Origin of the sequence: Vibrio coralliirubri (genome assembly GCF_024347375.1) — a bacterium.
GTDB lineage: Bacteria > Pseudomonadota > Gammaproteobacteria > Enterobacterales > Vibrionaceae > Vibrio > Vibrio coralliirubri.
The window spans coordinates 2,497,254-2,510,949 of record NZ_AP025470.1; the positions used below are offsets into that span (position 1 = coordinate 2,497,254).

Sequence of the window (13,696 nt, forward strand, 5' to 3'; positions counted from 1 at the left end):
TTGTTAAGCGCTGTTTTATTGCTACTATTAAACACAGACTATTGATTCAATGATGGAACGAGTTGATTTAAGGATGAAATTAGAATGAAGCTATTACTTACTGCACGCCTACTCAGCACAGTGCTATTACTCAGTTCACTGCTGTCAGGGTGCGGTAACTTTAGAAACCTATCTAATGAGATACAAGCCATCGACTCCATAACCAATCAATACATGGTTATCTTGAATCAACCGGCCTCCCGTTCTGCCGTGGTGATTGAACAAATCAAAGACATTAACAAAGGCGAGGTTGATGGCTACGATGGCATTATAGACAGTGACAGTATTCACTTACATGTATCGAATAACATCCACTACCTACTTATCTTTGAAGATAAGAATCAAGACCTAACCCTACAAGCTGATGAAGCATTCAGTGTGGTTAACCTGCGCGATCACAAAGACAAATCGACAATCGAAGTATCACTTACCATTAATGAGAGTGATGCCCCAAGAGCGTTTGTTGATCGTTCATTGTCCTCACTATTGAAAATAGAGTTAGACCTCGTCGATATAGGCACCGTGGTGAATTTAACAGATTCTCCCTTTGAGAAAAGAAATGCAAAGCTTGGCATGTGGCAGCCGCTGACCTTCTTACTTGAAGATAATGCTGGGCTCTATTTTCTATCTGAATATGACCCAAATAAAATCCCAATCCTATTCGTACATGGAATCAATTCAACGGCTTTAGATTTCGCCCCTCTCATTGAAAAAGTGGACCAATCTAAATACCAAATATGGGTGTTTAACTACCCTTCAGGTCTGTCTCTGTCTTTGAATTCGAAAGGCTTAAATAACCTATTCCATACAGTTGTGACTGAATATAAGATCCAACAGTTGCATGTTGTTGCCCACAGTATGGGTGGCTTGATCGTGACTAACAGTATTCGTCAGTGTCGCATTGGGCAGTTATGTGATTTTATTAGCAGCGTAACCACCATCTCTTCGCCGTTTGGTGGTGTCGAGTCAGCTAAGCAAGGGGTGGAATACTCTCCCGTGGTAATGCCTGCTTGGGTTGACTTAAACCCAGACGGCCAATTTATTAGCGACTTATTTGTTGAAAACAATCAAATCCACATTCCCCACTTTTTAGCCTTTGGTTATAACTCGGGTGATCTGTTTAATACCAACAGTAACGATGGCGTCATCAATTTATCAAGCCAGTTATCACGCCCCGCTCAATTGAACGCCGACCAAATTCGTGGTTACAACGAAAACCATCTCAGTATTTTAGATAATGATGATCTGTTTGAAGACCTGTCGAGCTTTTGGCTAGCAGCAGAGCAATAACCCCTCCCTATACATAACCCGACAAACCAGTTGGCGTGAATGGTATGAACATTGGCGGTATTTGCACTGCACGCCAACACGCCAATCTTTATTCTACTCCCATAAATCAGCACACGGAGTGACGCTAAGCCTAGCGAGCTAGGTTTCGAAACAAGGATAGTGACTTTCTAACTTGGGATAGAAACGATGACTATCAATGAATTAAAACGCAGAGATTTTTTCAAAGTTATGGGGAAAGGTGCAGTTTCTGCTGCGGCTATCTCTCTGCCTACCTTAGCGAATGCAACACCAACTTCGCCAACCAATTTGCCTTCAGATCACCAAACCGTTGACTCGCCACTGGATGCGACTGAGATGGCGAATCTGATAAGAGACAAAAAAGCCTCGCCAAAAGAGTTCGTGCAAGAAGCTATCTATAAAATTCGCCAGACCAACGATCAAGTTAATGCGGTTGTTTCTGAGTGCTTTGACTTAGCGCTAGAGCGAGCAAACTCATTTAACCCGAACTCACCCTTTGCTGGCGTGCCTTTCTTGGTGAAAGACTGCGTTGATGTTGTTGGGCTTGAATGCACCCTGGGTTCGAAGCTAAACCAAGGCAGAAAACCTAATGCGACCTCTTGGTTTATTCGTGCGACTCAAAATGCAGGGCTGAACACCATTGGCATGACGAACATCCCTGAGATGATGACACTAGGCTGCACCCAGAACCCCCTTTATGGCGCGACGCGCAACCCATGGGATCTAAGCCGAGGTGTTCACTCATCAACTGGCGGTGGCGCAGCGGCGATTGCAGCTGGCTATGTACCCTTAGTGCACTCTACTGATGGCGGCGGTTCTTCTCGCATGCCTGCTTCAGCAACTGGTATTTTTGGCTTTAAACCAAGTCGAGAATCTTTGATCTCAGGGCTAACTGACGGCTCAACAAACGAAGGTTTTACCCATCAATCGTTTATGTCGAGAACCGTTCGTGACGCGGCTTTGGCAGTTTCAGTCACAGAGCATCATACAAAAAATAACTTTGAGACGCCTTTTCCTCGAACCCCAATAGGAATGGTTAATGCTTCTCTTAACCGTCAGATAAAGATTGGCGTCACCCTCAAAGATATCCACGGCAGGCTTCCTGATGAAGATACGCTCGCAGCCATTCGTTCTACGGTCTCTTTGCTCGAAAGCCTTGGGCATATCGTTATCGAAGTTGAACAACCAATCAAAAATGGCGATGTGTTCATGCGTAACTACATGGGCGTATTTGGCAACAAGATGGCAAGCTTTGCTGAGCAATTCGACCGCTTGGGGATGCCGCTAGAATCGATGCCAGACAAAGTGAGCGACAACGTCGTCTATTTAGCTCGTACGATGCAAGCACGCTTAAAAGCCACTCCTAGCTTGTATATCGACTCTCAAGAGCGATGCCAAAACTTCGCAACCAGTCATAACCGAGAGTTCTTTAAAAACATCGATATATGGCTCACCCCTTGTGCAAACCATGTTCCTTTGGACATCGCATATTTCGACCAGAAAGCGCACTCCGGCAAAGAGATATGGGCACGTTCAGAAAAATTGATGTCCTACACGCCAATCGAAAACGTGGCTGGCAATCCGGCGATGTCGGTTCCCTTGTATTGGAACAAGCAGAACCTTCCTGTTGGTAGCCACTTTTCCGCAGCAAGAGGCAACGACCGCCTGCTATTTGAATTGGCCTATCAACTAGAACACGCCAAGCCTTGGGCAAACAGAAAAGCCCCGATTGCGCTTTAAAAAGCAATTCACTTTCAAAACAGTTCAATTTAGAAAACCATTTAAGTACGAGTCTTTTGATGAAACATATTATTTTCCTATTCTTGGCAAGCCTGACGCTTGCGCCACACTCATTCGCAGCTCTAGCACCAAGCGAAGGCTTCAGTGGCAACATGACCTTCCTAACTGGCTTCACCGCAAACTCAAGTAACCTCGATGTTGGTCAAAGCAACCATCAATCTCAAGCTGATTTAACGTCGTCGGGTAACACGGAAGCCGAGGGAATGGTCGCGGTTTTGGGTTCGGTGCAATACACCTTTGGCGCTTTGAATCACAAACAGTTTTTCTTAGGTACCTCAAGAGACGACATCATCACTGGTACGCTGGCATTTGAAGTTGGATATAGGCAGCAAGTGGAAAGCGGCATGGTGGTCGATTTTTCTATCTTGCCGACTCTGATATCTGGCGAAGTGTGGGATGACCCTTATGCTATTGACTCAAATAGGAAAGAAACCGACCTCACTGGCACTGTGGTTCGAATGCAGCTTTCAAGAATAATGGGTTCAAACTTCAATCTCGATGTTGCTTCTGGTGAGTCAGACGTTAAAAAAGAAAACACCGGCCTTAAAGGGCTTGGTTTAACCGAAGAAGAGCGCGCATTGATGATTCGAGAACGAAAGTACTTTTATCTCAAGTCTGGTTACCAGTACTTCTTGAAAGACGGGTCAGGCATTCTCACACCTTCAATGAATGTTTTCTCTTCAGATTCTGAGGGTGATGCACTGTCGTTCTTGAGCCTTGGCGCGGAAATTAACCTAGCGAAAAGATACGGAAATCATGGTCTTGCTTTAACACTCAATGCAGCAAAACGCAGCTATGATAAAGAGAATCCAATCTTTAATAAGACACGTGAAGACAAAGACTTTGGCGCCTTCGTTGCTTATGAATATGCCAATATCTTTGAGGCTAAAAACTGGTCTCTGGTGTCACTACTCGGCGCGAAGACAACGAATTCAAACATTGAGTATTACCAATCATCACAATATGTGGTTTCAGTCGGTGTTGATTACAAATTCTAAGGTTGAACTGAGATTTTCATTACTTGTAACCCGTAAACAAATCCTTTAATTTGGACATATTACCGAGAAGAACACTCTTCAATCGCCAGCAATAACAGGGAGTTATGGTGGAAAGTTTTAGTACTCAATTACCCATATTTTGGTTTAAAACTTTAGATTCTGCTATTCAGGCTAGAATTGGAGACAGCAGCGATATCTGGTCGGGAGCAGAGGTCTATAAACAACTTTGCTCCGCCGAATCGATCTCGGCTTATCAGCTTCAAACCGCCATCACCAATATCTACCAACGCTTTGATCATGAACTGATCGACCTATTTGATGAATCTGCTCGCTACTTCGATGAGCTTGAAATGGGCGCGCCGGTAATGGCCATGCTCACCGCGCCAGATCTCGCCAGCTTTTGCCAACTGCTGAGTCGATACTCCATTCATATACATCCATTACTGAAAATTTTCAGCCGTGAAACAGAAAATGGTGAAGTTGAGCTTTGGGGCGTCACACCCGAGTACATTGACGAAACCACACTGATGACACACATCAGCTTGGGGCTCTATTTCAGTATTATGATCAAGCTCGTTCGCAGGTACCTTAATGCGCCGAATCAAAAGCTCGCCATTCACATCCACAAGAACACCATCGGTGATGAGTTCTTGAGCATCTATGAGCGTGTCTTTAATGTTGAAATGAAGGAGGGCTTCCCCGCCCGCTACCTCCTATTTCCTAACGATCTTGTCCAAGCGAAACCTCGCCAATTCCAAGCTGGCTTTCATGAAGAGTTAGTACGAATCGCCGATCAACAGATGGAAAAAACATTAAAAACTAACCTAATCTACAAAGTGAATGAAACGTTCAAGGTGCTCGAGGTGAAAGACACCAACCTAGATAGCGTGGCGAACAATCTTCACATCAGCCCTCGAACCCTGAATCGTAAACTTAAACAACAAGGTGTGAGTTTTCGTCGTTTGTTCGATAAATACCGACTTGAGCTGAGCATGACGCTACTGAATCAGAACGACGGCAATATTACCTATGTAGCTTACGAACTTGGCTTCTCCGACTCGAGCGCATTCAGTCGAGCATTCAAAAACTGGACTGGGCACTCTCCTACTGAACTCAGGTCGTAATAGCAGATCTCGCACCCCATATCACTAAGCATCGAACGACATTGTTCTTACTTGGTTTTTTGTTCTTACATATTTTCGATTCTCATGTATTATGTGCGCCCATAATTGTATGACAAATATGTAGCACCGTTTCTGTATGACCAAAGCCACCAACCACGCGATTTTGCTCTTAGTATTCGCAAACCTGCTCGCCTCCTTTTCAGACGTCTCACTCAAAGTGCTGAACGGTGAAGTGCCCACGTTCCAATATGTGTTTATCCGTCAGCTATTGAGCGTGATGTTGCTGCTTCCTTTTTGGCTAAAGCTCCCCAAAGAGACGCGCATGCAAGGTGGTTGTCGCATCAACTTCTTGCGGGCCCAATTCATCCTGGTGGGCAGCGGCTGCGCAATGATTGCCATCACACACCTCACCTTGGCGACCGCAAACGCGATGTTCTATGTTGGGCCCATTCTCATGCTCCCGCTTTCTATTGTTTTATTGAAAGAGAAACCGACGTCATCAAAAGTGGTCGCGACATTGATTGGCTTCGTGGGTGTGTTAATCGTGTTGCGTCCAGAGCAATTTCACTGGGCCGCTATTGCAGGCTTAGGCAGTGCGCTCGCGATGGGCGTCGGCAACATTTTGATTAAACGTCTTCACGCAGAACAACACATTATCTCGACACTATTTTGGACCAGTGTGATGACTCTGCCGCTGGCATTGGCTCTTGCTCTGCCTGCATGGGCGGCGATTGAATGGCGTCATGTTGGATGGATTATGGCAATCAACCTATTCGTTCTGGGATACCATGCCCTTGTGGTGGTGGCTTATAAAAAAGCGCCAGCAAACCAAATTGCTCTCGCGGAATACTCGGGGTTGGTGTTTGTGACCCTATTTGGCGTGATGTGGTTTGACGAGATTCCAGACATGTTGACCCTTGTCGGCATCAGCCTGATCGTCATTCCTATGATGCCAATAAAATGGAAGAAGTACTTCAGCAGGCCAAATCAATCGGCCCTAGATATAGAAGCCAATCAGCCTAAGCCTTAATCATCGGCTACATCATTACAGCGCATCGAGCTAACCCACTTTCGACATATTCAAATGAGAAAAGGGACTGGTATTTCTACCCGTCCCTTTTTCTTTTCGTTTGTGTAAGGTGTTACTTAAGCTTGAACACCAACACTTTGTTGTATGCCGTTACCATCAGTAACTCTTGCTGTTTCCCGCCAATTTCTAGGTTGCTGATATGGCCCGCATCAATAGCAATGAAGTCAATCTGCTTACCGTCTTTATCGAACACACCCACGCCACCGTGCGCTGCAACAAATAGGTTGTCATCGGCATCAACAGCGACACCATCAACCATAGGTTCAGAGCCAGACTCCGCCTTCACCTGGGCAAACTGCGTCTTATTGCTGAGTGACTGTCCATCAACATCAAATCGGTATACCCAGCCATCAGATGTGTCGGCAACGTATAACGAAGATTCATCAGAAGAAAAAGCGATGCCGTTTGGTAACTTGAACTCTCCCGTGATCAGCTTTAGGTCACCATCTAGGTAACGATAAACGCCATTAACCGGTTGCTCTGGTTCTGCCTTTGCTGGGCCGTAACCTTGGATACCAAACGGAGGATCGGTAAACCACACGCTGCCATCGCTGTTAACGGTTAAATCGTTAGGGCTATTAAGCAGTTTGCCGTTATACGTTGCAGCGACAATCACTTTCTCTCCGTTGCCCTCACGGTACGACAGCTTTCTATCATGGCGGGCAGCCCACAGGTTGCCTTTGGCATCAATATCGAGACCATTGGCATAGCCAGAATTGTCATCAAAAACGCTCAACTTGCCGTTAAGATCGTAAGAATAGGTTGTGTTATTTGGAATATCGCTAAACAAGAAACGTTGATGTTCCACATCCCATGTTGGGCCTTCAACAAAGCCGAATGAGTCTCCAACCAATGTTGGGTTGCTTTCTACAACAGAGGCAGCTGAAACATTCATAGAGGCAGCCATTGCAGCGGTAATAAGTAGTAATTTGTTCATTGTTCTTCTCCTTTTTGTTTACGTTTTGAATCTTAGTTTCTTGAAGGAGTGAGAAAAACAGTACAAAATGACTTCACTGTTTACTAAATAGTGTTAATGATGAATTTGATTTATATGCAGACCTTCTTGACTGTCGCCGAAGAGCAAAGCTTCACCAAGGCCGCTGAAGTATTGGATGTGTCAAAAGGTTTGGTGTCTCGGCATGTACAACGACTCGAAGAAACATTGAATTCTAAGCTGTTTCACAGAACGACTCGTTCTATCAGCCTCACGGAAGTGGGCGAAGAGTTGTATTCGAAAGCGAAGCAAATTCAACTATTAGCAATCGAAGCGGAAATGCGTGTCTTAGACATGACGCAGGAAGTGGCAGGCGATTTAAAAATTACCGCACCGATAGAGTTTGGGCGTGCGCTTTGTCGTCATATCATCCCTACTTTCAAGCAAGAGTACCCAAAAGTGGATTTGATTCTCGACTTTGGGCCGATGAAAAAGAAGATCGAGTCTGGCGACTTTGACATTGCTTTTCGAGCCTACGATGAACTGCCTAATGATGTGATTGCCAACGATCTCGGGCATATCCGCAATGTTCTCGTTTGCAGTGCGGGTTACGCATCGACTAACCCACTTGCCACCACTAAAGACATCCATAAATGCAGCTTCATTCTTAACAGTCAAAATGAACGTTGGAATCAGCTGGAGTTGATCAATGGTGAGCAAACCTACCATGTTGAAGTAACCGGAAGCGTTAGCTCGAATACCTACAGTTCAATTTTAGAGTTAGCGATGCAAGGGATAGGTGTCGCCAGCTTGCCGTTCTATCAAGTTGAAGAGCAGCTCAAACAAGGTGTGCTTATTCACGTGTTTCCAGAATGGTCGATAAAAGCCCAAAAGCTAAGCCTTATCTATGCTCAAAGAAGGGTAACACCGCAGAAGTTGGTCACTTTTAACCGAGCGGTAAAAGAGTGGTTGGAATCGAATAACGCTTATACGTTGTGAGTCTTAGAACGGCGAATCTTCAATTTGAATGCATGTACGTTCCATTTATATCAGGCTCAATCACACTGCTTTCGATAACTGATTGGCTGCCGTGTTTTCGCATGTTTTGAAACACCCTCCCCCTCTAACTCCCCCTCAAGTTGAGTTCATCACCCCCTCTAGATTGACGATCGAGGGGGAGAATCTTCTTTGGCGCTGAATATATAACTGCGCACGTAACGATCGGTATTCTGTGCCTCCTCTTTCTACAAACCACGATGGATCGAAGATGCAGATTAAGGGAGGTTAGGAAAGAGTTTAAGGTTGGACCAACACGGGGTTGCCCCATTGCGTGTTAGATACCCCAATTGACCTAGATACTATTCCTAATCTGGAATGGCTTTGGGTAATAAGCCTCACAGGATGTCAACTCTAGACAATAAGTACAGATAAGAAAATTTATGGGTTACTCATTCTGACCGATGGGACTATTATAAGACCTAGCTCAAATTAGCGATATGTCACTTAAAGTACTATGTGCCACTGGTGGCAAACACTCATGAGCCGCATAGGGAAGAGATTATTAATACAATGACTAAGCCGCCTATCCTCCTTCACCGCAATATGGTTATTGCACGACTCACTGAGCGTGTTAAAGGCTTCATCAGTACGTTTTATGGTGGGATGTGATGATTAACTTCGTAGTCTTGGATAGAAATGTACACTTACCTACCACCAGTATAAGCACCGTTTACCTGAAGGTGGATTTTTGGAATGATTATTCTTTTGTAACAATGTTTTACATGACGGTGTTTGACCAGAACGGCACGTTACATGACATTGGTAATGTGAAAATCGCCTTTAAGAGCCAAACAATAAGTACCAGCACACACTCTACACTAGGGGGGAGTTTCGATCATCTCACTGACAAGTACTTCTCTGTTGGGGAAAATGTTGAATATTATAAGAACCTGAACAAGCTAGATGATAGGCTGAAGAAGCATATTTTAAATTCCTTGCAGGATATCGTTTATCTGCCGGCTAGATTGCCTGATATTGAAGATGAAGAAGTGTTAAACACCTCCTTGTTTCGTGGCGTAACATTGTCAGAAGTTCATGGCCAGTTTGCAAGGGTATTAGAAGGTTTTGCGGAGCTTTCAGATTTCAACTTCAATTTTATACGTAGTGGCGCGGACGGCTTTTGTGATTTGAGAGTACCTTTTAAGGTGATGGTCAACTCAGTCCCAAGTACAAACATACACGCCTTTATTGGTCGTAATGGCTGCGGAAAGACAACGATATTAAATGGTATGATAGCTGCCATTGTAAGGCCAGATAACGACAAACTATTTTTTACCGAGAGCAACTACTTCAATGAGTCACGGATACCCACTGGGTATTTTCGCTCGTTGGTATCTGTATCATTTAGCGCTTTTGACCCCTTTTCTCCGCCTCAAGAGCAACCTGACCCAGCCAAAGGTACAAAGTACTTCTATATCGGATTAAGAGATAAACATAATAATCAGGTCTTAAGCTCTCTCGATGATCTGCGCTTGGAGTTTGTATCCGCTTTGATTGGTTGCTTGAGAGCAGAAAGCAAAAAAGCGCTGTGGCTTAAAGCGATTGAAAAATTAAGTAGCGATCAGAACTTCTCAAATATGGGGCTTAGTATCCTTAATACTAGGTATATTGCCCTTAGAGATAAGACAGCCAATACGCAGGTCGATAGCAATGAGTTCAGGGATCTGCTTTATCAGGATATTCACAAGTACCTTTCTCGGATGAGTTCTGGACACGCCATTGTTTTATTTACTGTAACTAGATTGGTAGATACGGTTGGTGAGAAGTCACTTATTTTGATCGATGAACCAGAAGGGCATCTGCATCCCCCGTTGTTAGCTGCTTTTTTACGGACTTTGAGCGAATTACTCTATGCGAAAAATGGTGTTGCTATAATAGCTACGCACTCTCCAGTTGTATTGCAAGAAGTGCCTAAATCTTGTGTATGGAAGGTAAACCGTTCTAGAGAAGCTATAAATGTACAACGGCCAGAAATTGAAACATTTGGAGAAAATCTTGGAGTGCTCACTCGAGAGGTGTTTTCCTTGGAAGTTGAAAATTCGGGGTATCATTCGTTGTTAGCTACTTCTGTTGAATCGGGCCTTTCTTATGAAGATATTTTGGCCCAATACGGCAGTCAGATTGGCTTGGAAGGGAGGACTGTATTGAAAGCTATGGTCCTTAGTAGAGACTCAGGTCAGACTCAATGAAAAAACTACAACCCCACGACATAACTTTTGGTGATATGTTGGAGAAATGCTCTGAGGGTATGGACCAGGTCCATGTGAAAGCCAACTTTGTCGCCCACTTACCCATATTTTCATCAAAGGAAACGCAGTATCAGGGTCTGAGTTTGGCTGGCAATTTGTTTCATTATCCTAAGACGACGCCATTGACTAATGATACTCAAGTTGTTGGGAATTTGACTAAGCGAAAGCTGGTTAACCTATACGAGAACAATCTGAGAAATAAAGAAAAGCCTGCTAGGCGCTTCTATGACGAGCTATTGATATCTTCAGGGGAAAGGTGTCCGTTTTGTGGTGATATCGGACAAACCAAGAATCTTGATCACTTTTTGCCCAAGGCTCACTTCCCAGAGTTCTCTATTATGCCTCTCAATCTAGTCCCATCATGCCGCGATTGTAATATGGGGGAGAAGGGGCAGAATTACGCTACTGTCGAAGAAGAACAAGCGATTCATCCATATATTGATAAAGACATGTTTTTTCAGGAGCAATGGGTATTCGCAGAATACCTTGATGAGGATGAGGGTGCTCTTAGCTACTATGTAAGTTGTCCAGTTACGTGGCGTAAAGAAGATAAAGCCAGAGCACACAACCATTTTACGAATCTAGATTTAGCTAGTCGCTATCGATTAGAAGCTGGTAAACACCTTAGTGAAGTAATCGATCAGAAAAATGCTTTCAGAAATATGATTCTAAGGTTTAGCCCCAACGCAATGCCAATCGATATCAAAAATGCTTTTGTCGAGGCAAATCTTCAACCGATGATAGACTCGGACCAGTTCAATAACCACTGGAAAAAAGTTATGTACCAGTGTTTAGCTAATTCAAATGAGTTCTTTGGGATTTAGTTTTTTGCTCATGAAATTTCACTTCAGATGGTGAAAAGCAATCCTACTTACCGACTAGTCTCGCATTTTTTTATCGCCACCAAGCCACTCTGTTTTGGCTGGTAAAACTGAATTGTCCAACCCCAATTCAACACCACCCAAAAACAAAAAGGGATTGGTATCTCTACCAATCCCTTCTAAAGCTCTCTTAAAACTTACAAGCTCTCAATTGCCTTTTGTACCGCAGGGCCAATCTGACGCTTACGCGAAGTGACGCCTTCTAACGTCAACATGTCGCTTGTTGGTTCAGCGTTGAAAGCCGATTTAATCACTTGATAGTCGCTTTCATCTACCCAAAGTAAGTTTGCTTCTTTATTCTTAGTGTCTGTGATTGAGAAGAACAGATGGTCTAGCCCGTTCTCTTCTTTGTAAGTCTTCATTGCTGCTAGAAGATCGTCTTTACGGTCAATCAGTTGTTGAGCCGTTAGCGTTTCAGCGACACCAATACCCACCTGTTTGCCACCGTATTTAAAGTTTTTGTAATCCAGCGTCAGAATGGTTTCAGAAGAAAGGTGACTGAGATCCGACTTAGCAATCAGCATCTGTTGGCCGAAATCTTCGATATCTGAAATGCCTGCAACTTTTGCCAGTTTCTCTGCGTACTCACGATCATGCTCAGTCGTGGTTGATGATTGGAATACGACAGTGTCAGAAAGAATCGCGCCTAAGCCGACACAAGCAAGGTGCTTAGGTAGTGTCACATCCAGCTTTTCAGCGTTATCAGCCAGAATAGTGGCAGCCGATCCCCAACCTCGAATATCCATTTCGACAATTTGTGGTGTGTTAATCGGTGAGCCACCAATTGCGTGATGATCAACCACAGCAACAATCGATGATTGGTCAATGGTTGGCGCTAGCTGAGTGACTTGGTTGAAATCCACCAGCCCCACGCGGTATGAAGAGTAATCTGTCTCTACGCGTGGCGATTCTGCATTACAGTAGTTCAAAATGAAGGTGGATTCTGGATTAATCGGCTCTGGCACTGTCGCTGTACCACCATAGATATGAGCCGCGAGCATCGCAGACATTACCGTGTCGCTGTCTGGGCTTAGATGCCCTGTCCATACGAGATCTTCACTGTTTTCATTAGCAGATTGTTGCAAGCTAAAAGCAAAACTTGCTGAACTGAAAGACATAATTACGGCTGCAACGACAGGGGTTAGCTTCACGGGTATTTCCTTATTTGAATGCGATATAGAACCCCATAAGCTAAACACCAAAAATTTCAGAACCGTGTCACCAATATTTCAGATTTACTTCAGTGAGTAACGAAATGTAATTTCCCTCTTCTTCTCCCCGTCAATTTGGACTGAGCCCCCCTTTCTATTACACTCCCGCCACAACCAATTTGGGATTAGTTCAGCTTTTCATTATTTCACAATGAATTTCAATGAACCCTAATGATAAGAAAGCTAAGACACTGATTTATTGACCACATAACATCATCAACCCGAATACTAGAAATGAGATAATCTTATTAAAATTTGATTAGAAGAAGACAAAAAAAGGCTACAAAGCAGCCCTATTGAGTAAGCATAAATGAGCTATTCATTCATCGGTATCGAGGTTTTGTTCCTCCCCTTTCCCACTACTAGTAATGGATCGTAGATGTAAGCCAAGGGGAGGTTAGGAGGGGATTCTAGTGTTTGTATCGAAAGGTGTTGCTGTCATCAATGATCTCAATTTTGACTGTTGCTACGCCTTTCTTGACGTCACCAATTTGAGAAAATGCTTTGTGCGAAAGGTCAATCACTCGGCCTTTTACGTAAGGGCCTCTATCATTAATTTTCACATCGACTGACTTGTTATTGGCTGTATTGGTCACTCTTACGATAGTCCCAAATGGCAAGGTTTTGTGAGCGGCTGTATAAACATTTTTATTATACGTTTCACCACTTGCTGTCAGTTTTCCGTGGAATTTATCGCCATACCAAGAAGCCACTCCCACAAGCGCATGTGAATTGGCATAGCCCTTTGTTTTTGAAGTATCGACGGCTGCATGTGACGAGCATCCGGCAAGCAAAGTAATAAGAAAAGCGGCAAAGATAAGGTTTAGTTTTTTCATGCTATTTGAGTAGATCTTCTTTATGTAATGTTTATCTATTTTCATTGTAGTGCGGTTCAGCAGTATTAAGCTGAGTATTGTGAGTTCTCAGCGAGGGCTATCTCCAATGTGACTCCGCAATATTTTCATGAAGCACGCTCGCTTCAGTCATATTCATGAAAGGTTTT

General features: G+C 43.9%; 11 protein-coding genes. 8 read left to right on the plus strand and 3 right to left on the minus strand.

From position 1 onward, the window contains the following. Positions 1-84: 84 nt before the first annotated feature. The 5 genes from OCV20_RS11350 to OCV20_RS11370 all read left to right on the plus strand — a co-directional run bounded on the left by OCV20_RS11350 (position 85) and on the right by OCV20_RS11370 (position 6,299). Entirely contained in the window at positions 85-1,329 is a 1,245-nt protein-coding gene (locus OCV20_RS11350) for a lipase family alpha/beta hydrolase (protein WP_086775010.1), read from the plus strand. A gap of 186 nt (positions 1,330-1,515) precedes the next feature. Next, on the plus strand, positions 1,516-3,087 hold the full coding sequence (locus OCV20_RS11355; protein WP_086775011.1) for an amidase: 1,572 nt from the start codon (positions 1,516-1,518) through the stop codon (positions 3,085-3,087). 59 nt (positions 3,088-3,146) lie between these two features. Further along, a complete protein-coding gene (locus OCV20_RS11360) occupies positions 3,147-4,145 on the plus strand; it encodes a DUF2860 family protein (RefSeq protein ID WP_086775012.1) in 999 nt (332 codons plus the stop codon). Positions 4,146-4,249: 104 nt separating this feature from the next. Then, complete coding sequence (locus OCV20_RS11365) at positions 4,250-5,269, plus strand: helix-turn-helix domain-containing protein (protein WP_086775013.1); 1,020 nt, start codon at positions 4,250-4,252, stop codon at positions 5,267-5,269. 136 nt (positions 5,270-5,405) lie between these two features. Next, positions 5,406-6,299, plus strand: coding sequence for a DMT family transporter (locus tag OCV20_RS11370; RefSeq protein ID WP_086775014.1), 894 nt, complete (start codon positions 5,406-5,408; stop codon positions 6,297-6,299). A 112-nt stretch (positions 6,300-6,411) separates the two neighbouring features. On the opposite strand, the gene OCV20_RS11375 is transcribed toward OCV20_RS11370, so the two are convergent. After that, positions 6,412-7,296, minus strand: a complete 885-nt coding sequence (locus OCV20_RS11375) for an SMP-30/gluconolactonase/LRE family protein (protein ID WP_086775015.1) — start codon at positions 7,294-7,296, stop codon at positions 6,412-6,414. A gap of 99 nt (positions 7,297-7,395) precedes the next feature. On the opposite strand from OCV20_RS11375, the gene OCV20_RS11380 reads away from it, so the two are divergent. The 3 genes from OCV20_RS11380 (at position 7,396) to OCV20_RS11390 (ending at position 11,425) form a co-directional block, all read left to right on the plus strand. Then, entirely contained in the window at positions 7,396-8,292 is an 897-nt protein-coding gene (locus tag OCV20_RS11380) for a LysR family transcriptional regulator (protein WP_086775016.1), read from the plus strand. A 668-nt stretch (positions 8,293-8,960) separates the two neighbouring features. Beyond that, positions 8,961-10,541, plus strand: coding sequence for an AAA family ATPase (locus OCV20_RS11385; RefSeq protein WP_086775019.1), 1,581 nt, complete (start codon positions 8,961-8,963; stop codon positions 10,539-10,541). Continuing rightward, on the plus strand, positions 10,538-11,425 hold the full coding sequence (locus tag OCV20_RS11390) for an HNH endonuclease (protein WP_086775020.1): 888 nt from the start codon (positions 10,538-10,540) through the stop codon (positions 11,423-11,425). The genes OCV20_RS11385 and OCV20_RS11390 overlap by 4 nt, the downstream gene beginning before the upstream one ends. A gap of 194 nt (positions 11,426-11,619) precedes the next feature. Here OCV20_RS11390 and OCV20_RS11395 read toward each other — a convergent pair whose 3' ends face one another. Together OCV20_RS11395 and OCV20_RS11400 are read right to left on the minus strand one after the other, a co-directional pair. Beyond that, positions 11,620-12,633, minus strand: a complete 1,014-nt coding sequence (locus tag OCV20_RS11395) for a manganese-dependent inorganic pyrophosphatase (RefSeq protein ID WP_048609317.1) — start codon at positions 12,631-12,633, stop codon at positions 11,620-11,622. Positions 12,634-13,103: 470 nt separating this feature from the next. Further along, complete coding sequence (locus OCV20_RS11400) at positions 13,104-13,529, minus strand: septal ring lytic transglycosylase RlpA family protein (protein WP_086775021.1); 426 nt, start codon at positions 13,527-13,529, stop codon at positions 13,104-13,106. Positions 13,530-13,696: the final 167 nt, after the last annotated feature.